17 protein-coding genes are annotated in these 23,099 nt (G+C 33.9%); 1 reads left to right on the top strand and 16 read right to left on the bottom strand.

The window, feature by feature from the left end; all coding sequences use genetic code 11:
* Window positions 1–33: 33 nt before the first annotated feature.
* From N7659_RS03880 to N7659_RS03905, 6 genes are all read right to left on the bottom strand, one after another.
* Window positions 34–2,646 (bottom strand): hypothetical protein, encoded by a 2,613-nt coding sequence (locus N7659_RS03880; RefSeq protein WP_263275918.1) that lies wholly within the window; start codon window positions 2,644–2,646, stop codon window positions 34–36.
* A 32-nt stretch (window positions 2,647–2,678) separates the two neighbouring features.
* Complete coding sequence (locus N7659_RS03885) at window positions 2,679–3,428, bottom strand: hypothetical protein (RefSeq protein ID WP_263275919.1); 750 nt, start codon at window positions 3,426–3,428, stop codon at window positions 2,679–2,681.
* Window positions 3,421–5,910 (bottom strand): KAP family NTPase, encoded by a 2,490-nt coding sequence (locus N7659_RS03890; protein WP_263275920.1) that lies wholly within the window; start codon window positions 5,908–5,910, stop codon window positions 3,421–3,423. Before N7659_RS03890 ends, N7659_RS03885 begins: the two co-directional genes overlap by 8 nt.
* 272 nt (window positions 5,911–6,182) lie before the next feature.
* A complete protein-coding gene (gene spxB, locus N7659_RS03895) occupies window positions 6,183–7,919 on the bottom strand; it encodes a pyruvate oxidase (RefSeq protein ID WP_263275921.1) in 1,737 nt (578 codons plus the stop codon).
* 386 nt (window positions 7,920–8,305) lie between these two features.
* A complete protein-coding gene (locus N7659_RS03900) occupies window positions 8,306–8,605 on the bottom strand; it encodes a hypothetical protein (protein ID WP_263275922.1) in 300 nt (99 codons plus the stop codon).
* A 9-nt stretch (window positions 8,606–8,614) separates the two neighbouring features.
* Complete coding sequence (locus N7659_RS03905) at window positions 8,615–9,667, bottom strand: serine hydrolase domain-containing protein (RefSeq protein WP_263275923.1); 1,053 nt, start codon at window positions 9,665–9,667, stop codon at window positions 8,615–8,617.
* 79 nt (window positions 9,668–9,746) lie between these two features.
* Between N7659_RS03905 and N7659_RS03910 the strand changes: the two genes are divergently transcribed.
* Window positions 9,747–10,631 carry a LysR family transcriptional regulator gene (locus tag N7659_RS03910; protein ID WP_258511801.1) on the top strand — a complete coding sequence of 295 codons (885 nt, stop codon included), beginning with the start codon at window positions 9,747–9,749 and terminating at the stop codon, window positions 10,629–10,631.
* On the opposite strand, the gene buk is transcribed toward N7659_RS03910, so the two are convergent.
* The 10 genes from buk to N7659_RS03960 form a co-directional block, all read right to left on the bottom strand.
* A complete protein-coding gene (buk, locus tag N7659_RS03915) occupies window positions 10,628–11,695 on the bottom strand; it encodes a butyrate kinase (protein ID WP_263275924.1) in 1,068 nt (355 codons plus the stop codon). The two genes, N7659_RS03910 and buk, sit on opposite strands and share 4 nt — an antisense overlap.
* Window positions 11,696–11,711: 16 nt before the next feature.
* Complete coding sequence (locus N7659_RS03920) at window positions 11,712–12,626, bottom strand: phosphate acyltransferase (protein ID WP_263275925.1); 915 nt, start codon at window positions 12,624–12,626, stop codon at window positions 11,712–11,714.
* Between the two features lie 72 nt (window positions 12,627–12,698).
* Window positions 12,699–13,748 carry a PTS transporter subunit IIC gene (locus N7659_RS03925; protein WP_263275926.1) on the bottom strand — a complete coding sequence of 350 codons (1,050 nt, stop codon included), beginning with the start codon at window positions 13,746–13,748 and terminating at the stop codon, window positions 12,699–12,701.
* A 9-nt stretch (window positions 13,749–13,757) separates the two neighbouring features.
* Window positions 13,758–15,170, bottom strand: coding sequence for a dihydrolipoyl dehydrogenase (gene lpdA, locus N7659_RS03930; protein ID WP_263275927.1), 1,413 nt, complete (start codon window positions 15,168–15,170; stop codon window positions 13,758–13,760).
* Between the two features lie 4 nt (window positions 15,171–15,174).
* The gene (locus N7659_RS03935) at window positions 15,175–16,497 is read right to left on the bottom strand and encodes a dihydrolipoamide acetyltransferase family protein (protein WP_263275928.1); all 1,323 of its coding nucleotides are present in this window, start codon (window positions 16,495–16,497) and stop codon (window positions 15,175–15,177) included.
* Between the two features lie 11 nt (window positions 16,498–16,508).
* Window positions 16,509–17,486: an alpha-ketoacid dehydrogenase subunit beta gene (locus N7659_RS03940; RefSeq protein ID WP_199567037.1), complete on the bottom strand. Its 978-nt coding sequence runs from the start codon at window positions 17,484–17,486 to the stop codon at window positions 16,509–16,511.
* Between the two features lies 1 nt (window position 17,487).
* The gene (locus tag N7659_RS03945; RefSeq protein WP_263275929.1) at window positions 17,488–18,585 is read right to left on the bottom strand and encodes a thiamine pyrophosphate-dependent dehydrogenase E1 component subunit alpha; all 1,098 of its coding nucleotides are present in this window, start codon (window positions 18,583–18,585) and stop codon (window positions 17,488–17,490) included.
* Between the two features lie 195 nt (window positions 18,586–18,780).
* The gene (locus N7659_RS03950) at window positions 18,781–20,523 is read right to left on the bottom strand and encodes an ABC transporter ATP-binding protein (protein ID WP_263275930.1); all 1,743 of its coding nucleotides are present in this window, start codon (window positions 20,521–20,523) and stop codon (window positions 18,781–18,783) included.
* A gap of 1 nt (window position 20,524) precedes the next feature.
* The gene (locus tag N7659_RS03955; RefSeq protein WP_263275931.1) at window positions 20,525–22,237 is read right to left on the bottom strand and encodes an ABC transporter ATP-binding protein; all 1,713 of its coding nucleotides are present in this window, start codon (window positions 22,235–22,237) and stop codon (window positions 20,525–20,527) included.
* Window positions 22,238–22,290: 53 nt separating this feature from the next.
* Entirely contained in the window at window positions 22,291–22,935 is a 645-nt protein-coding gene (locus tag N7659_RS03960; protein WP_263275932.1) for a TetR/AcrR family transcriptional regulator, read from the bottom strand.
* Window positions 22,936–23,099: the final 164 nt, after the last annotated feature.

Raw genomic sequence — 23,099 nt, forward strand, 5'->3', positions numbered from 1 at the left:
AAACCTGTTCACAAGGAACAGGCTTTGTTGTTTTTAGTGCCTTTTTAATCGCCATAATTTATATGTCGTTGGGTTATCTTTTACAAAACTTTGAGCTTGGGACATTTTTCTAACATAGTTAATATAGTCATAAACTTGTTCTCTATTATAATTTTCTCGAAAGAGTGCCGCAGCAACATAGGCATACTCCTGAGATAAATCCGTTTGAAAAACAGCACTGTCATCTGTATTGATGGAAATTGATAAGGGATGTGCTTTATTATCAGAAATGTATCTGTTATTAAAGGTTAAAAATGGCAAATCCGTATACTTTTTAACAAATGAAATCTTAAGATTCGAGCTTGGATTGGTTTCAATACCAATCTCTAATTGATAAATCTTTTCACGAAGCAGTGCTTGTGCTAGCTTGACGGACTGGATATACAACTCACTTGCTGGATAACAATCTTGTAGGTCACTATACAACATCTTATGTTTGTGATTATAATGATAGTTAAAGTACAAGTTTCTTGCGGTTTTATTTTGAAAAGATGATTTATGATAAGCATTACCAGAATTCAGCTCAAAATGATGCTTTTTAACCAAGCTTGAATAGATTCCTTCAAACTCATCTGGCGAAATGTCCTTATCGCAATAGTCGATATAAAAACTTGGTTCATCACCTCTTAGTTTGTAAGATGAAAAGTAATCAAAAAGGGTAATTTGTCTATCTTTATATCTAAAATATTCACGTTTAAATTCTGACTCTAGAAAATGTAATAGAGAAGAAACTGACACAGCATTTTCTTTTTCAAAGCTTGTTATCACATGATGGAGTCGGTCTTCTTGAATCAGATGATACATCCAGACAATATCATCGATATAATCACCCACACTTGAGTAAATTTGATGACCTTTAGTGGCAAAATAATCATCAATGTTTAATCCTAAGGCCATGGCATGACCAAGTCTATCACCTCTTTGATAGTCCAAAAATTCCAGGGTCTCATCAATCGCCCGAAGACCATTTGCGATTGTTAGGAAATCCTCACCAACATGATAGGTAAAATACAAATTGTGACTTTCAGCCACTTCCTGCCTAACTCTTCTAAAGCTGGTGCCATAAAGTTCAGGTCGAGTGTTCAACTCATAGTTGGCAGTATCGACACCAACAACTTTTTTAGCATACTCGCTTTCTTCAAAAAAAGTCACTAACACATCTGTCGTCGCTTTAATCTTTTCATAGAGTTCTTCATGACGTGAGGAACCTATTATAGGCTCAAGCGGTTTACCATCTTTAATATAGTGAATAATCAAACCAAATTGGATTTTTTTCAACTGAGGGTTATAGCGAGAATGTGCTTTGTATTGCTTATCATTCAAGGCTTTGATTTTTTTAACCACCTCATTATACTTAGCAACACTTTCTTTAGGAGCTATCCGAAATTCAACTTTGGTGATACTTCCTTCACTGTAGTATTTATCAAAGACAGATTCAACAATCTTATTAAAAACAGAAGCTTCCCCAAATGTTTTTTCATCAATAAAGGTTTCCTTAATCTCTTCACTTTCTTTAAATTTTTCAAAGCCCATACCCTCATTATTTTGATTAAAGAACTGTTTGAATTTATTTAAGGAAAGAAGATAGGCATTTAAAAGATAGGTTTCGAAATCATTCAAGCCATTATTTAAATAGATATCAAAAAGATCTTTTAAAAATTGTCTTTCTACCAGAAAGGATTGTTTAGGTGTTTTTTTGAATTGTTGATAGATTTCTTCAAACTTTTCAGACAAATAGAAGAAGGCATCTCTTGACTTAGTATAATATATATAATACTCATCAATAGTTTGAGCAAATAAAAGTTTTTTCATGTCTAGACTATCTAGTTCAAAATCTTTATTACATTTTGATTTCTTATCAAATTTAGAATCATCATCACTTTGTGATTTATTATCAAATTCAGGGTAGTCATCACATAATAAATTCTTATCTTTCAGTATTTTTTGTAACAAATAAGCTTTAATCGTTCGTGCCTTATAGAAAGACAGGGCTGTATCGTTAAACTTTCCTTCTCTTTTTTCAAGGATCTCTTCCATTCTTTTATCACTAGTTGTATTTGGTAAAGAAAAATGAAGCCAGTTCAAATCTGACGTATAGCCAGAGCCCTTTAAATGCATATGATTTTCAGACAAGCCTTTTTTTAAGATGGTTGTTAAGCGGTCATTATCATGTCTTATCTTGTGTGAATCTCTTGAAGTAATCTTTTTTTGGGTAATTGCTGCTTTCATAGCAAGCAAAATATTGGCATCAATTTTATTGATAAAGCCATTCCACTCCAGTAAATGGTCAAAAGAAACAGTGACTTGATTGCCCTGATAAAACAATAACTCATCAGCAATATAACAAAGTAAATCCAAAGTATTGTGCGATGAAGAGGAAGAACGACTGTATTGTGTCATTTTTTGATAACGATTTAAAAGCAATTTTACCTCATCATCGTTATTAAAAGAACCATATTCTTTGACATACTGATTTTTAACCAGCTGTAAAAAAAGATTATTATCAGCTTCTTCGAATTTAAAATAATAGGTTAGAAGTTCTTGCCAGTGTGACAAGTCTTGATTGGTAGGAAATACTTTTTCCAGTGGGAATGTCTGATAAATCACTTTTATAAGTCTATCCATTTTTTCCATAGCGACTAACCTTCATCTGTTAATAGATTAAAGATATACTTTAGAACACTGTATGCCATTCTATTAATATTTTTGTTATTCTCTATATAGTAGCTTCGTAAAAATCTTACCAAAATTTTTAGTTCCTCAACCTCTACATCATCTATATCCCATACATCACTATCTTTTAATCTTTTCTCTAGTTTATTGATAAATTCCTCCATTCTTTTCTTAATTCTAACAGAGTTAGTTATTTTTTCAAATTTAATATCAAATATTTTGTTTTTATCACTGTTAAATCGATCTAATTCAGGTTCAAATAATTTATAATTGGTAATATTTGTTTTAGTAACAAGTATATCTTCAATATCATAGGAATCATCATAAGGGTACATTAAAGTTTCAAGGATATGATTTAATAGACTGTAAACTTTAATCTCTGAACTATTATCTTGATAGAAATCTATATATTCCATTAAATATTCACTTAATGATAATACTTCCTTATATGAATCATTATCATCTGTTTTTTTATCACTTAATTCTTCTAATAATTCTTGCAAAAAAATAGGTGTCTGATCTATTATTGTTGTTTTACGTTGATTATTAAAAATAACATTTAATGTTTTATAATTATTAAAGTCTTTAATGGTCTGATACAATACTTTTTTATCAGTTATAACAGGTATCTCATGGCTCTCAACATTAAAATTTTGTTTATATATCACAGAGAATATGTCTTCATATAGATTCTCATTTTCAAAAATTTTAGTCATTATTATCATTCCCTTCTAATACTTTAGGATATAGTGGTAAATACTCTTCTTTATCAAATATAAATAACGACGTTATGTTACTAAAAGATGAATTTATAACAAATTTTTTCTTATTTTGAAAAATATTATTAATATTTCTAATCGTTTCATTGTATCTGTTAAATAAGGCAGTATCCCCACTTCCATCTTTTCCAACATAGATTTGTCTTACGAAAACATCTATATGAAACATATTTGTTAAAATATAAGAATTAATCTCATTATGATATTTATAATGTCTTAACAATCTTAGAACATAGTCTGCTTTATTAGATGGTAAGAAAAATTTGAAAATAAACATTTTACTATTTTTATTTAAATCTATTTCTTTAAAATTATTTAATTCTCTATATTTAAGAGTTGATTCTCCACCTTGTATGGCTTTTCTAATATCACTTAAAACGCTAAGGTCAGAGTTTAAAAAGTATTGTTTAATATAACTCATATAAATGCTATTATCCAAAATATTTTCCAAATTCACAATGTATTTGGAGCTGTTTCCAACACTACTTAATTCAAAATAATTAAATTCACTAGGCATGAAATTGGTATTAATTAGCTCCAAATAACCAAGAATATCAGAATTAATTTTAAAGTATTTTTCTAAGGCATTATTTTTTTCATCATTTTTTTCAAAATCGATTATTCTACCAAACTTTCCTAATTGTTCATCCATAGTTATCTTTTTATTTTGCTCCATTCCTCTATAGAGTAATGAAGAAAGCTCAATAGAATAGATGACTTTCAATAAATAGATAAAAAAGTAATCTCGATAATCTGCTCTTAAAGAATTTTTTTGCTTAAATTCTTCTAAGATAGCATAGACATCACCCAAGGTAATATTATAGTCTTGATAACTAGCTAAATTAAGAGGATACCTATCGCCAATTTCTTCTTTATCAAATTTCTTCAAAAAATAATGATAAACTTTGTAATTTTTTTGATAAGAAGTTGAGTAGTACCACTCTTCAATTAGTTCTTGTTCTTCTTTATTTAATGAAATAGAAACACGATTCAAAATGTATTCTTTTAAAATCTGTATGTTATAGTTAAGCAATTCAGGATGAGGCTGGTTCTTAGGAAGATCTTTCATTTTTGAAAAAACTTCACTGAGCTGAATGAGATCCCTTAAGCTTTTAGGAAGTAACACTGTATTTTCTTCAATAGAATCAATAGCTTCTATTTTTAAATTGGTATGATAATAAATATAATCATAAAACCAGTCTTTAACAGTATAAATTCTTGAAAATTTATCTTCTATTTTTATATTTTCATTTTTTTTATAAATGGAAATACTGTCAATAGAATCGTGACATTTCTCTTTTAATAAATCTTCTATACATTTTTTAAATTCTTCTGGACAATTATCTTTTAATGCTAAATCAAAATCTCTTTCCCAATGCCAACCTAAACCAACTCCCCAATTTTTAAGACGATTAGAAGGTTTATCGTCATGTATACTTGGTAAAGTCTCGCTGATAGGCTTTCTTAGAAGATCATAGCTATTAAATAAAGCAATGCGGTTTGGGTATGGAATCAATTTGAGTAATAATCTATCTGCTTGGTCTAAAATATCTTGTGTGCTGAAAATTTCTTTTGTAATACTATTTTGATAATCTTTGTATTTTTGCTCAAATAAGGATTGCTCCAATTGCTTTTCTTTATAGCTAAAAATGATAATCATATGACCATCAAGGTAGCGTTGAACGTCATTTAACAATTGATATACATCTTTATTATCAACTAAATCCAAATCATCAATCATAAGTACAAAATCATAAATGTTTCTAGAGTTTTCCTTTTCGATAAATTCTTTAAAATCATTTAATAGCTCTTGAAACGTATGATGCAAATCAACAATTTCATTTAAATGAGATAAGAGATTAATGCTCGGTGTATCTTTATAGTAATCTTTATTGATCGCTTTTTTATCATACTCTAATGCTCTGATAATTTTTTTAAGCTTTTGATGAATAGATGTCACCAATCTAATATTTTTGCTATCATCTTGAATTGCCTTATAGATATAGGAAATAACGATTTCAAATAGACTTAAATGATTAGACAAAATATCTGGTGTTATCATATCAAAAACGTAGTAATGATCATTTTTTAATTTCTCTTGCAAGCTATAAAGGAAAGAACTTTTTCCTGATCCTCTTTCACCGGTAATTGCAATATTTTTAGAAGCACTAGGATAGTTTAAAGAGCTGTCATATTCTTCTATGAAAATTTTATTCTTTCTGTTTTTCTCATTTTCTTGGTCTTGTTCACGAAATCCTTTTAATAATCTATCTACTTCTATAGCCTGATGATGAAAAATATAATTTTTTCCAAACAAATTTTCTTTCTCAATTATCGGTTGTTTTAAGGCTTGCCAATTAATTTGTAAAATACTTTGTTCAGTTTCTTGTTCATTTAAACAATTGTCAACAGTAGTCATTTTCTATTTCTCCTTCTTTTAAATGATTTTTTGACATTAATATTAACTTAAATTCCGACCTCCTCTTTATCACAATTAAATAAGATAAATTTTTAAATATTTCTATATATTTATAGCTATATTTGCTATTATTTTAACAAAAATACAAAAAGAAATAAAGGATTATATTAATAATTATGCTAAATTGATTTAAAGAAAAGAAAAATATATTTTTATAAACAAAAAACACAAAAAGCCTGTTCATAATGAACAGGCTTTTTTTACTTATTTCATTAGTTTTGAACGTCTTCTAACAATTTTCTAAATGGGACAAGACCTTCTGCTTGATATTCTTCAACAAATGCTTTGACTTCTGCTTCGCTGAATTTTTCAGTATCAATTTTTAATTGTTCTACTGGAATTGGACGGTCGTTTGCAATTTTAACGTCGATAACAACTGGTCCAGTTGCTTCTTTTGCTTTAGCAAAAGCTTCTCTTAATTCTTTAAGTGTTCTCACTTCAAAGCCAGTGGCACCCATTGCAGAAGCAGCATCACCAAAGTCTAGGTCAATCAAGTCAATTCCTGAGTGTGGTTGTGGCATGTCATCTTGTTCAGCTTCGATGAAACCAAGACTTTCATTGGTCAAGATAACATTGATAATTGGCATACGATACTTAACAGCAGTTGCAATGTCTTGCATGTTCATTGTCCACCCACCGTCACCTGAAATAGACCAAACTTGACGATTTGGATACTCAGCTTGAGCACCGATAGCTGCTGGAAGAGCATAACCCATTGTGGCATACCAAGCGCTTGTTGTGAAGGCTTGTTTTTCATTCATTTTAAGGAATCTCAATCCATCAATGGTTACATTACCGACATCAACTTGGAAAATAGCATCATCAGTTGCCATGGCATTGATTTCTTTAAAGACTGGTTCCACACGAAGTGGTTCTGAATCGTCATCTTCAAAGCTAGCAATCCAGTTAACCCAGTTTTCTTTGTTGGCAAGAGCTACTTTGTACCAGTCAGTTTCTGGCATGTCTGTACCTTTTTCAAGAAGGGCTTTAATAGTCTTTTTAGCATCTGCTAAGATAGCAAGGTCAACTCTATGACGACGACCAAACTTAGTGCCATCAATATCCACTTGAATATAAGTTGCTTCTGGTTTAGCAAAGTGCCCTTGGAAAGGCATGTCTGTACCAAATGTGATAATGGTATCAGCTTCTTGAAGCATTTCAATACCAGGTTTTGTTGACACACGACCTGCAGAACCCATATAAAGTTCAAAATTATCAGGAACAATACCTTTTGCTGGTGCAGAGCTAAGAATTGGTGCTTTCAATTGTAAAGCTAGTTTCATAATATCTTCACGCGCACCTCTTGTTCCTAAACCGATATAGATTAAAGGACGTTTAGCTGCTTGAAGAAGTTCTAAAGCCTTGTCAACAAGGTCTTCAGCTGGTTCAGGCATAATTGGTTTTTGATAGTTTGCAGCTGTTGAGATATAGTTATCTTCGATTTCTTGCCAACCTAAATCTTTTGGAATAGTAATCACCGCAACACCTTTATGTGCATAAGCTTGACGAATCGCTTCATCAACCACATAAGGCATTTGTTCAGCAGTCATTACTGTACGGTTATAAACAGCCACATCTTCAAACATTGGATTTTCATTAAGTTCTTGGAAGTATGATTTATTCATGTTGAAAGTAGGCACTTGACCAATAAGAGCAAGTACTGGAATGCCATCATGTTTAGCATCATAAAGACCATTTAAAAGGTGAACAGCACCAGGTCCAGCAGAACCAAAGGTGACACCAATACGACCAGTGACTTTAGCTTCACCAACAGCAGCTAAGGCACCTGCTTCTTCGTGGCGAACTTGAACGTAGTTAATAGTGTCTTTACGGTTGTGAAGAGCATTCATTGTTGAATCAAATGAACCTCCAGGTAAACCATAAATATTTTTAACTCCCCATGATTCAATAACTTTAATCATAGCATCTGAAGCATTTATTTTTGTCATTGTGACTCCTCCTTGTGGTTTCGAGAAAATGATTTGATTATGATATAGCAATTGTCATAATAGAAAAATCATTATCATCTAAAGTAAAATTAATAGAATTTTGTTAAACAGTACACTTAAAATAAACTGATAAAAGGTACTTGATTAACTAACAGCAACATGATACTGCTCTTTTTTTAAAATATCAATTATTTTGCTCATACCTTTTTAGCATTGTGAAAATCCGCTAAAACAAAGAGATTAGATATTTTGTTTTTCATCTTTTTTCACCTCATTAGTGCAGTTATTTTATAAAAAGAAAAACCCTTATCTTTTTTAACAAGTGATGGTTTTTAAACTACCATGACATTTTGCTATAAAGATAAGAGCTTTTTTATTTTATATCGTTATTGAAGAAGAGCTTTAATCGTTAAAAATAGTCCTTCCACACTACCATCATGAGGTAGATCAGTTATTTGATCTTTAATCCCATTTTCCCATCGATATGAATAAAGAACACCAGATGGGTTTAAAACGATAATTGTACTTTGAGGAAGATTGGGATTAAAAACGGTTAAAGACAGCTTTTCTTCCACACTAATTGGTACAGTATACTTAAACATGATATCTGCTTGCATGGTTTTACCAACCAAATAGCCATGTTTTGACAATAATTCGTGCAGTGCTTCAATTTCTCTATCTAACATTCAAATTGCCTATGTTGCCTTTCTTATTTTTGCTTCTTTTTCCAATTCAAAAAGAATAAGGTAAATCAACTGGATACATAATTCTGAGCGTCCTGCATTATCGGTTGTTCCTGTCAAATAAACATCAAGCTGTGGACAGTAAAAAGCAAAGGCACCTGACAATCCTGAATGCCCATAAAAAGACAATCTATCTTCTTTTTCAAATTGCCCCATGGTTAGCTTCATATGACCACCACCATACTCTACAGGAGCATAATCTCCTTGAAGTGGTAAATAATGTGCCATTTTCTGCCAATGCGAGTTTTCAAACAAGCGTCCTTCAACAAAAGCTTGAATAAAAATCATTAAATCAGCCGTTGTTGAAACACCACCACCAGCTCCTTGAGCACTAGAGATGACCTTTGGACGTGCCAAATAATCCTCTCCAGTATAAAGAGGTGGAATCATTGCAAATTCGCTACTAGTTAAAAATGAGTGATTCATTAAAAGTGGGCTAAAAATATTTTTTTCAATACAAGCATCCAAAGACTGATGAGTGATGCTTTCAATGATTTGACCAAGAAGCATATAATTAATATCAGCATAATAAGCTTCTTTACTGCCTGGAATAAAATGAGACTCTGTTTGTTTTACCCAATCTAACATATCTGAAAATTCATATGAAAAATCTTCCTGTTTTATTCTATTTTTTAATAAAATTGGTTCTTCATAAAATACATTTGGTAAACCACTGGTTTGAAATAATAAATCAGCGATAGTGATATGTTTTGTCTGGTCTTTTCCAGCATAGTGATGCAAGTTTTTCAACTTTTCTTTTGAGAAAAAATTCGTTATAATAGTTTTATAATCAAGTTTTTTCTGATCAATCAGTTGAAGAATAATTGTTGTCATCCATAACTTTGTTACACTAGCTAAAACAAAAGGGGTATCTTCTTTGATATCTCCATGAGATAGCTGAATATAGTCATCACTATGGCGCTTTTTGAGACGTATGATTGCTCGAGGCAATTCATTTGTTTGTACAAATTTATCAAAAATACGTTCTAAATTGACATGTTGCATATTACCTTCCTCTCATTTTTTTACATGAATAAGTAAAGAGCTATTGTTAGGATAAGTTTCATATAGAAAGTGTTTTATTATGGATATTCGTCAAATTTCTTATTTCCTAGCTATTGCAAAAACGCAAAATTATTCGCATGCTGCAAAAAGTCTGTTTATTTCGCAACCTGCTTTAAAACAATCCATTTCAAAAATGGAAGATGAGTTAAACACGCAGTTATTTGTCTACCATGACCACAGGCTTCATTTGACTGAAACGGGGCAATTATTGCTAGAAAAAGGGGAACCCTTAGTCCGTGATTTTAATCAGCTTATTTTTGATATTCAAAATAAAACCAAACATGAAAGACAATGTATCACTATCGGTGTGACGTTTTTAACCATGTTACAATTTATTGATCAAATTTCTCGTTTTATTCGCCAAAACCCAACCATTGATGTTCATATTGTTCAAGAGGGCTCTATGAAATTACAACATCTCTTAGCTCAAGAAAAAATTGATGTCGGCATTCTTTCTTTTCCTCAAATAGAACATGATATTATTATTGATCCGGTAGCCATAAACAACGCTAGCTATTCCACCTGTGTGGTTGTTCCTAAAAATCATCCACTAGCATCTAGAAAAAAAGTTGTTTTTAAAGATTTAAAAGAATCCTATATTGCTAGTCTTAGTGATCATTTTGCTTTAGGTGAATTGACAAAAAAACGCTGTCGAGAATTAGGAATTCTAAATCAAGTCATTATGACTCATAATGATTTTGAAATTCTACTACATAGTCTTAACAAATTGAACGCTGTCACTATTTTACCAACAGAGTTAAAAGAACTTAGTCCAGTAGAGGATTTGGTTTGGATTCCTCTCCATGATATTCAAAGTCAGTACAAACAAGGTCTGGCTTATCGTAAAAATCCTAATCATTCTCAAGTAGTCAGTCAATTTATTGACGCCATAAAACATCATTAATGATTTGTGAAGGATAAGACTTGGTAATTTTCTTCTTGATTTGATACTCTAAGACCACCAAGTGCCAAAGCTTCCAACTCAAACTCACCAGGATAAACTTTAAAAGGTCCGATAAAGGCTACACGTTTTCTAACAGCCTCACAAAGTGCTTTTGAATAGGCCATACCACCTGTCATAGAAACCATATCAATAGGCCCATTAATACTAACTGCCAAAGTGGCTAAGGTTTTAGCAATTCCTAAAGCTAAGGCATCAAAAACTAGACTTGCTTCTTTATCGCCTTCTGCCATTCTTTTTTCTACTTCTCGCAAATCAGCTGTCTTACAATGTGATTGTAGGCCAGCTTTTTTTCTGGCTAGATAGTTAAAATCATCAATTCCCATTTCTTTAATCTTACCAATAATGGCTTTTAAAGGCATTCCTCCTGATCTTTCAGCTGAAAACATAATCTCATCATCAGAGACAAAGTCTACAATTTTTCCTTTTTCATGGGCACTGGCTGTCGAGCCTCCACCAAGGTGAGCAATCACAATATTTAACTCTTCATAGGGTTTGCCTAAATCTTCAGATATTTTTCGAGCCACTGCTCTCATATTGAGATGATGTCCAGTTGAAGTGCGTTCAATTCCTTTAATTCCTGTTAATCTTGAGACATCACGCATAGAGTCTACGGTAACGGGGTCATAAACGTAAGCTGGTTTATCATTACCATAGTCTGCCATAATAAATTTAGCTAGTTTTGCACCAAGATTAGATGGGTGCTCTAATAAAGGATGATATTCCAAATGATTAATCAGTTCATCAGTTACCAAAATAGCACCAGGTTTAACAGGTCCAATCAAACCACCACGTCCAACAGCAACATCAATCTTATCTACCTGATGTTTTACAAGGATTTTTTCGATGTCTTTTAAACGACGTTCAAATTGATCAAAAACTTTGCTATAAGATTCTAAGTCTTCTGGAGTGTACAAAATCTCTTCTTTCCAAAGAAGGTGTTTATCTTGATAGAGGGCAATTTTTGTTGAAGTAGCCCCGGGGTTAATGGCAATAATCGTTTTCATATTAGTCTCCTATTCTTTAATCAGCATCTAGCATGAGAATTTGAGCTAGTAAAATGGAAGCATACTTTTCTTCAAAACTTGAGCTTCTAGATGTAATAATCACAGGTGCTTTAGCTCCCATAATAATTCCTGCCATTTCTGAACCACCAAATAAGGTTAGTGATTTTGAAAAAACATTACCTGTTACAATATCAGGAGCCACCAAGATATTGGCATCCCCTTGTATTTTACCTGAATAAGCTTTTTCTTTGGCACTTTCTTTTGATAATGATAAATCAATTGAAAGTGGCCCTTCTACGATGATATCGTTTTGTTCTTGATAATCCTCAGCTACTAAGCTTTCCATGACCGATGATGGTAATTTGGGGATTACTGTTTCTGCAGCTGATAAAAGTGAAACTTTGATAGGAGATACTTTTAAAGCTGTCATAACTTCTCTTGCATTTTTGATGATTACTTTGGCATTATCTCTGTCTGCTTGTAAAATCAAACCACCATCGGTTACTGCAATCAGGTGATTGAGCGATGGCATTGAAAGAACAGCCACATGTGATAGGGTATCGGCTTTTTTAATGCCTGTTTCTCTATTAACCACTTCTTTTAGCACTTTTCCTGTTGGTAGATGACCTTTTAATATTGCTTGTGCCTTCTTTTCTCGTACTAATTCTACCGCTTTAAATGCTGCTTCTTGTTCATCTGCAATGTTGATTATTTCAAAAGAATCATCAGCTATATCATAATGACTCATTTTTTCTTTTAATTGCTTTTCATCATCAATCAAATAAGCATATATTCTTTTTTCTAAAATAGCTCTTTCAACACTTGATAACACTTCATCATCAGCTGCTTTAACAACCACTAAATGCATTGGTTTTTTGCTAGTTTTTATTTCCGGTCTAGCTTCTAATAATTTATCAATTAATAATGACATCCAATCACTTCCTAACTAAAAGGTATGCCTTTTCTTGCTACCGAAGTCTCAAGTAAGACATACCCTCAACCTTTAAATATTTAGACGATAATCTTCTGGAGTAACAATACCAAGAACATTCATAAATAAGTATTTAAACAGTAAGCCAAAGACTATCGGCCCACCAGCAAACACTAGTAACGTAATCAAGATATTAGTGATAGACCATCCACCACTCGCTAAATTGAGATGATTAAGAGGTCCAACCAGGCCACTAAAGCCAAAACCAGCACTCATTGGTGTGCCTTGAATGTTAAAAAGATAAGCTAACACACCTGTACAGGCACCTGAAGAGATAACAGGTAGCATAACTTTTGGATTCTTAACCACGTTTGGCATAGAAATTTTAGGTGAACCAATAAAGTGAGCAAATGAGGTTCCTCTTGTGTTAACAGCCCATCCTAAAATGGCAAAAGCAAATCCTGTGGCACAGACACCAAGATTGGCAGCTCCAGAACCAATTCCTGATAGGTTTATCGCTAGTGCAATACCAACCGTTGTGATTGGAGAGACAATCAGTATACCAAAAATCATTGCAATCAACATACACATGATGAGTGGTTGCAATTGTAGTAATTGCGCAACGCCCAAACCTATCCACTCAGTAATCATGGCAACATAAGGTAAGATCAAACGTCCAAATAAGCCGACAACCAACATTAACAATGGTGGGATAACTAAGATTGTATAGGCTTTTAGGCCATTACCAACCCACAAAATAAGGGCAGCACCAAGAGCTGAGGTGATTAACATGTTAATGATATCTCCAGCTCCTGCCATCATGAGAACACCATCTTTCATCATGACTGAACCAGAAGCAAACAAGGTTGCTAAACCAAGTGAAGCAGATTGTATCGGATTAAATTTGAAATTCAGTCCAACCATGAAACCACAAACCAAGCCCATTGTTGCATTTGACATTGAAAGGCCCCATGATAAGGGAGTCAAAAATGGCATACTTGGGAGTAAAAGTTTAACAAGTTCTGAAAGGAGTGCTCCAGGAATTAAAACAACTACTGATCCTGTTGCAATACCATTTAGTACATTCATGGCAAATGCTTTTGCCGACAATTTATTTTCCATAATTCTCCTTTACTGATGAATACCGTGTCCTAGTAACACTTCGCTTGCGTCCATAATCGTTTCTGATAAACTTGGATGGTTGTGAATGGTTAGTGTGATATCTTCTGCGGTCAGTAAGTTTTCAATGGCTAAAGTGATCTCACCAATCAATTCACTGACTCCTGGTCCCACTAATTGTGCTCCAAGCAGTTGATTGGTATCTTTATCAGAAACTAATCGAACAAAACCTTCAGGATGGTTCATTGATAAGGCTCTGCCATTACTTGCAAATCTAAAAGTAGCAACTTTAGGAGTGATACCATTTTCTTTGGCTTTTTCTTTGGTTAAGCCTACTGTTGCAATTTCTGGTTGTGTATAAGCAACCGTTGGAATAACAAGATAATCAGCTGCAACTCCTGGCACTTGTGAGATGGCTTCTGCTGCTACTTTGCCTTCATAAGAGGCTTTGTGGGCTAGAGCAGGACCTTTTGTAATATCACCAATCGCATAAATGTGTTGTTGACTAGTTTGCATTTGCTCATTAACCGGAATTAAACCTTTGTCGTCAAGCTCAATACCTGATAACTCAACACTCATCATATCTGTATTAGGTCTACGACCAACCATTACTGCAATTTTATCAGCCAACACTTCTTCTTCTTTTCCTCCAATCTCATAGAAAAGATGAAGACCTTTTTTATCTTTCTCATAGCGGGAGGCTTTGGCATTAGTGATGATTGTCATCTTTAATTTTTCTGCTTCATCTAAGACTGGTTTAATCAGGTCTTTTTCAAAACCATTTAAAACACTGTCTTGTCCTTCTAAAACAGTGACATGACTACCCAAATTGGCATAAGCCATGGCAAGCTCCATACCAATATAGCCACCACCAATAATAGCTAATTCCTTAGGAATTTCAGTTAAATTTAAGAGGCCTGTTGAGTCTAAAATATCCTCATTAAATGGAAAGGCTTTTAATGCAATTGGACGACTCCCAACAGCCAAAATAGCATTTTTAAAGCGATAAGCTTCACCAAGGCCATCTTTTGGAGTAACAAAAACAGTATCTTTTGCAACAAAATGAGCTTCGCCTTCAACAATTGTTACTTTATTTTTCTTTAAAAGAGTTTTAACACCAGTTGTCAATTTAGAGACAACTTCTGTATTTTTCCATTCCTGTGCCTTTTTAAAATCTAATTGACTCTTACCAATTGTTAAGCCAAAAGGAAGTGGCTTTTTAGCATTTGCATATTCATGTCCCACATGTATCAAGGCTTTTGAAGGGATACAGCCAACATTCAAGCAAACACCACCAACTGCCTCTTTTTCAACAATCACTACTTTTTGTCCTAGTTGAGATGCTCTAATAGCTGCGACATAACCGCCTGGTCCAGAGCCGATAACAATAGTGTCTACTTCATTTGTAAATCCGCCAACTACCATATCATCACCCCTCTGCTAATAATAAATCTGGGTCACTAAGATAGCTCTTAAGAAGATTGATGGCTTTTTGAGCATAAACCCCATCAATTGCTCGGTGATCAAAAGCAAAAGAAATTTTCATCACTTGTTTAAGAACAGGATTCCCCTCTTCATCAGGAAGAAAGACTTTATCAATGCGACCAACGTTTAAGATTGCAATTTCTGGAAGATTGATGATTGGTGTTGACCAAACACCTGCTGTTGCTGCTGCACCTACATTTGTCACTGACATCGATCCTTTACCCATATCAGAAGCAGCAAGTTTGCCATCACGAGCTTTTTGAGAAATATCAGCAATTTCTTGAGCAATATCAAAGAGACTCTTACGTTCTGCATGGCGAATCATAGGTACCATCAATCCTCTTGGTGTATCAGTTGCAACACCAATGTTATAGTAGTGATGATGAATGATTTCGTTATTAGCCATATCTAGTGACACATTAAGGTCTGGGAAGTGTTTTAATAAACCAACCAAGGCTTTTACAAGATATGGTGTGAAGGTTAGCTTAATGTCTCTATCCGCTGCTAGTACTTTCATTTTATTTCTGTGTGCTACTAAGGCATCCACCTCTACTTGGTCAAACACAGTTACTTGAGCCACCTCACTGCTACTCTTAGATAATGCGTCAGCAATGGTACGTCTAATAGCTGGTAATTTTTCTATGGTTTCAGGGAAGTCATCTCCAGATACCACTTTAGGACTTGCTTTTTCAACAACTGATTGTGTTTCTGCTGCTGGAATAACTTTCTCAGTAGTGCTTTCTTTAACAGTAACTGGGTTTTCTACAAATCGATCAATATCTTCTATTGTTACTTTGCCATGATTTCCAGTTCCCTCAATTAAACGAATATCTACGCCTTTTGTCCGAGCATAACGACGTACTCTTGGAACCGCAAGTGTTCTGATATCAACACTCTCATCAACTTCTTTTGTTGCTTGTGGCGCTGAAGTGGATTGTGTTGAAACAACTTCTTCAACAACTGGTGCTTCTTCTTTTTTAGTTTCTGGTTTTGGTGGCTCACCGCCTGATTGATAAGCTTTTAATTTTTCTTCGGTTTCAGCAATATCTGCAATAGGTTCCCCAACAATACCAGTGTCACCAGCTTCCACATAAATTTTTGCTAAATAACCAGTGATTGGGCTTGGCAGTTCAACAACAGCCTTGTCACTTTCAATTTCTAATAGGGTGTCATCTTCATTGATTTTTTCACCGACACCGACAGCCCAAGACATGACAACACTTTCGTGTGTCCCTTCACCTGCATCAGGTAAAATATATTGATACATAGTGTGTCCTCCTAAAATTCTACGATTTCTTTTGCTTTAGCGACAATATCTTCTGCGTTTGGCATCCAATCTTCTTCAGCAAGACCAAATGGGAATATCGTATCTGGTGCAGTCACACGAGCCACTGGGGCATCTAAGTTCATGAATTGACGCTCAGCAATTTCTGACATGACTTGACCTGCTGTTCCTGCTTGACGTTGTGATTCTTGTAAAACAACAACACGGTGAGTCTTAGCAACAGATTTTTCAATAGTTTCATAGTCTACTGGAGAAACTGTTCTTAAATCAATCACTTCAGCACTAATGCCTTCTTTTTCTAATTGTTCAGCAGCTTGAACAGCAAGTGGCACCATCAAGCCATAGCCAATTAGGGTGACATCTTCTCCTTTTCGAACAACATTTGCTTTGTCTAAAGGAACAGTGTAATAACCTTCAGGTACTTCATCTTTAACAGTACGATAAAGACGAAGATGTTCTAAGAAAAAGACAGGATCTTCTGACTCGATGGCAGAAATCAACAAACCTTTGGCATCATAAGCTGATGATGGAATAACAACACGTAGACCTGGAATTTGAGCAAACATACCTTCTAAACTATCAGAGTGAAGTTCCGGTGTATGAACACCACCTCCATAAGGAGCACGAATAGTAACTTGCGCATTTCTTGTGCCACCAGAACGATAACGTTGTCTTGGCAATTGAGCAATCAAAGCATCCATTGCTTCAATAATAAAGCCTGAGAATTGAATTTCTGGAATTGGGATAAAACCTTCTTGAGCAAGCCCAACAGACATATGAATAATGCCTGATTCAGCAAGTGGGGTATCAAAAACACGATTTTCCCCAAATTCATCTTGTAACCCAGCAGTAATACGGAAAACGCCACCGTTCTTACCGACATCTTCTCCAAAGATTAATGTATTGTCATGTTTTTTCATGGCTTCTTTTAAGCCTTCTGTAACAGCTTGTGCTAATGTAAGAACTGGCATATTAGTTTTCCTCCTTAGCTTCATAGTAAGTAATTTGCTCTTTGATATTTTGTGGTTGTTGATCATACATAAACTTCAAAAAGTCTGTTATTTTTTGAGGAGGTGTTTTTGCCATTTCTGTCAAAGCATCTTTAGCCTGTGTTTTAACATCCTCATAAATAGCATCAACTTTTTCCTGACTCCACAAGCCTTTTTCAGTCAGATAGTTACCTAGGCGTTGTAAAGGATCTTTTTTGAGCCATTCTTCTACTTCAGCATCTTCTCTGTAACGTTTTGGATCATCTGACATGGTGTGTGGACCATAACGATAGGTCATGTTTTCAATAAGAACTGGCCCATTTTCAATAGCATACTCACGCGCTTTTTTAGTAGCATAATAAACAGCCACAGGATCCATACCATCCACACGAATAGCAGGGACACCCGCTGCAACAGCTTTTTGTGCTAGGGTAGCTGCTTTGGTTTGTTTAGACGTTGGAACAGAAATACCATAGCCATTGTTTTGAACAACAATGATTAATTGCGCATTGAAAACACCACCAAAGTTGAGAGCTTCATAAAAATCACCTTGTGAAGTTGAAGAATCTCCAGTTAGTGCTAAAGCAATTTGTTTTTCACCTTTCATACGTTTAGCAATACCATTACCAAGAGCTTGGATGGCACTACCACCAACAATAACATTGGGTGAGTACATGTGAAGGTCATCAGGGTATTGATTGGCAGCAAAATGACCTTTGTACCAAAGGAAAGCTTGGGTTAAAGTCATACCAAATTTGACCGCAACCAAAACATCACGATAGGTTGGTGCAAAGACATCATTTTTATCTAGTGCCAACATGGCACCGTATTGGCTTGCTTCTTGACCACCACTTGGGGCGTAGTTACTAAGAGCACCTTGACGATTCAATAGAATGACACGCTCATCCATCGCTCGTCCCCAAGTGATTGCTTCCATCAAGTTAACAAGCTCTTCATCTGTTAAACTATCCATGGCATCTTTATCGACAACATTTCCCTTTTCGTCTAAAACTTGATACATGGGAAATCCTTCTCCATATGATGCAGCTAATTCAGTAAATGTTACGTTACTAATTTTCATAGCAGTCTCCTTCCTTTCACTTAAATGATAGCGCTTTCTTTTTGATTCGTAAACTTCTTATTTCTTATAGCACTATAAGAATAATTATTTGAAGTCAAAAAGAGAGGTTTTAGCAAGCAACATAGGATAACTGTAAAGAAAAAACAGTAGTTTTAAAGATCTACTGCTTTTTGTCTTCTGTCACACTAACAAAAACTAGACTGACCATTTTTCTAGTGACTTCTTGCTGGCAAGAAATTCACTATAGATACCTGGTACTTTTTCTAGCTCTTCATGACTACCAATTTGTTCAATTTTTCCTTCGTTCAAAACAACAATCTGATCAGCATTTTTGATGGTAGAAAGCTTGTGTGCGATGATTATTGTCGTTTTATCTTTTAATAAATTTTTCAAGGCTAGTAAAAGTTGTTTTTCATTCTCAGGATCAATACTAGAGGTTGCCTCATCCAAAATAACAAATTGACTAGGTTTTAACATGGCTCTAGCAATTGAAATTCTTTGACGTTCACCACCTGATAAGTTTGATCCACCTTCTTGTAAAACAGTATTATAACCGTCTGGTAGTGCCATAATAAAATCATGACACTGCGCTTTATTAGCTATTTCAATAATTTCTTCATCACTAGCACTAGGATTACCAAAGGTAATGTTATTTTTTATCGTGTCATCAAATAAATAGACATCCTGAAAAACAAAACTAAACTGAGATAATAAGTAATCATACTGATAATCTTTAACATTGGTATTTGAAATCAAGACCTCACCAGAAGTGACATCCCAAAATCTTGCCATAAGGTTTGATAAGGTTGTTTTTCCACTACCAGAAAAACCAACCAGAGCAGTTGTTTTCCCTTGGGGAATGACTAGAGACAAGTCTCTAAACAAGTCAACCTTATCATAGGCAAAAGAAATGTTAGACAGTTTAATAGTAGCTTCTTTTATTTCAGTTTCCTGTCCTTCTTTGATGGTTGGTAAATTTCTCAAATCAACAATTCTTTTTAAATTTTGAACGGCAACGCCTTTGATACTTTGCATACTACCAGCTAGTTCAAAACCACTAAAGACTACAAAACTAATGACTACCATCATAATCGTTTTAGTCGCATCAATCGTTCCTGAAAAATATCTCATCAACGAACTGGAAATTATGACACAGATGCCAATCTTAAAGACAAGTAAAAAGGAAAATTGGGTTGGCACTAATATTTTCTCAACAGCTAAAAACCCTTCTCGACTGTTTGAAATGCTTGTTTTTAATTCTTTTACGGTATTTTGATCTTTACCAAATGCTTTTGTAACACCGATGCCTTTAACATATTCAAGCATTTTTTCACTCAAGTTGAGTTTAAGCTTCATGAGTTTTCCTGTTAATTGATCAACTTTTTTTTGAGTGAGCACATTGACAAAAATAGCTACTAATAAAGTTAGGAGTATAATCATAGCTGTTATGATGTCATAAGGTAGGATAACTATCACCATAATAATAGTTTGTATGGTTCCAACAAGCATTTGCTCAACAATAACAACACCTACCGTTTCAAGATCCCCGATAACTGTTGATAAGCCACCTGAAACATCCCCTAAGGAGTGATGACTAAAGTAACCCATGTTAACTTTTTTTAACCTATCACCAATGTAAAGTCTATTTTCTGCACCAAGACTGTAAGAAGCAATATATTTATTTTTGTCAGCTAAATAACCAAATATAATTTTACCAATCATACTACTTGCTGCGATGAAAAAGACAAGGTAGATATCTGCCATAACAATGCTTTGATTTTCAAACACATTGTGGCTGATTTTCATCAAACAAAATAATATGGCACTTAAAGAAATACCTTCAAAAATACTTTTTATCACATCAAAGATTAGCATTTTAGTGATGCGCTTAGAGTAGCTTCCTGAGACTTCATATAAGGTTTTTATCATCTCTTTCATACTAGACCACCTCGATTTCTTTAGAGTCCATATAAGTATGCCACATCTCCTTATAGTTCCCGTTTAACTCTAATAATTCTTGATGTGTTCCTTCTTCAACAACTTGTCCCTCATCAACAACAATAATTTTATTAGCATTGACGATCGTCGACAATCTGTGGGCGATCATGATAACAGTTTTATTTTTTATCAATTGATTAATAGAAGCCTGAATGATGGCTTCATTATCAGGATCAGCATAGGCAGTTGCCTCATCCAAAACAATAATTGGACTATTTTTGAGAAAACTTCTAGCAAGAGCAATTCTTTGTTTTTCACCACCAGATAGATTAGCTCCTCCTTCGCCGACAAGTGTGTCATAACCATTTGGCAAGGCCATTATAAAATCATGACAACTGGCTTTTTGACAAGCTTCTTTTATCTCTTCCATACTAGCATCCTCTTTAGCCAGTAATAAATTATCAAGAATTGTTTTATTGAATAAAAAATTTTCCTGTGACACATAGGTTACTAGTGCCATGTTCTGACTTAATGGCATATTATTAATAGATTGCCCACCAATTAATATATCACCACTCGTACTGTTCCAAAAACCTGCTAACAATTTAGCAATGGTAGACTTCCCACTGCCTGAATAGCCAACTATTGCTGTCAATTCATTCTCATTAGCTTTAAACGATAGCTGATTTAAAACCTTTTTTGATAAATCATATGAAAAAGTCACACCCTTAAAGCTGATATCATAATGACTTATCCTTTTTTCTTCTATGCCTCTTTCTAAATCTGGAATAGTCATTACCTTGTCAATTTCATCAATAATAACTTTTATATTAGCAATGGTTTCAAGATGGCTCATGGCTTTCAATAAAGGTTTATATGACGCATAAGACAGTAAAAGACAGGTGATTAGTGTGCCAACGGTTATCTCATCTTTCATAAAGAAAAATAAGGCAGTTGGTAACACAAAAACCATGGTAGCTGGAATCACTTCCATTGTAGCTGTAGCAGAAAAACAAACACTCAAATACCAATCCAACATAGCTCTTTTATGTTCATTCACCGTTTCTTTAAATTTTCCAAAAGAAGATGCTGATTTGTTAAAAGCTTTAATCACCTTAATGGCTTGAACATACTCTACCATTGTTGTGTTCATTTTTTTAGAAGCGTCTTGATAACGCTTTGATTTTTCTTCATAACCTCGCATCATCAACATCGAAAACAAAAATCCTAGTGGCACTGTGAGGAGATTGGCTATCCCTATACGCCAATCAAGGATAAAAATAATGCTCACTAAAATGACAGGGATAAGAATATTAGCAATCACTTCTGGAATAACATGGGCAATCGGTTTTTCCATTTTGTCAAGCGTTTCAACCATAAAATGTGTCCACTCACCACTGCTTCGTCTTTCCACATCTCCCATTGAGATACTTGCTAATTTGTCTGCTAATACCTGTCTTTTTTCTTCAATCACTTTGTAGGCCAAGTGATGTGACATGATGGTAGATATTTCATGGCATAAAAGATTGCCTAAAAAACCAAGTAAAATCAATCCTATTTGTAAAAAATAATAGCTTGTATCTGTCTGATGAATAACAAGATAATTGATAATATTGGCTATGGCAAAATAAGGAAGCACACCAAAAGCAACACCTAATATTGCCATCAAAATTGACAAAGAGACTCTTCCTACATGCCGTTTTAATAGTTCCATAGCTTTTCTTCCTTTCTATTCATTTATTTCATTTCCTGTTTAAAATGATTTCTTTAAAACTCATTGGAATTAGCCTTTTCTAGATAAGGTTTTATTAGTTGATCCCAACCAAATCTTAGAGCCGTATCCATTAAATCAAGTAATAATAAGGCGTCTTCATAAGGATACTGATGGGTAATAATTTCAAAAAGAGGTGTTAACACCATGGTGTAGAGAATATGAAGTTCTCTATCATTAAAAGGTTTGATTGGAATCTTCTTTTCTCTTAGAGCTGACATTATTTTTTTTGCCTCAGCCACCTCAAAATTAACAATTTCATGCTGAATAGAGTCGTAATGAGTGCCTTGAGAAGCGTTAAAAAGGAGATTAAAAATAGCAAAATTTTGATAAATGTCGTCTAACAAATCTTTGTTATCTTTTGTTGCTATTTCTTGAAAACCAGAAAAATCATCTAATTGTATTGCTTCTAAGGCTCGTTGAGTCAATTCTTGAGTCTTTTTATAAAACTGATCTAATACTGGACTAACAATCGCCTTAAAAATAGTTTCTTTGGAGTCAAAATGTTTATAGATTGCCCCTGGAGTAACGCCTGCATTTTTTGCAATCACTCTAATAGAAGCTTTCTCAAAACCATGCTTAGTAAACTCTTCACGAGCACTCTCTAAAATATTTTCAATTGTCTTTTCTTTATTACGCAAGTTAAAACCTCCACTTAAGATAACAGTGTTTACTTAAATAGTAACATAAATAAACTTTTAAAGTCAATCATTTTTTAATAGCATTTATTTAATAATTGACGAAAAAAAGAGAGAACGAAATTCGTTCTCTCTCAAAATGTTTTTCTTGTCAATCCTTTAAGGTG

Source organism: Streptococcus sp. CSL10205-OR2, assembly GCF_025660655.1.
GTDB lineage: Bacteria > Bacillota > Bacilli > Lactobacillales > Streptococcaceae > Streptococcus.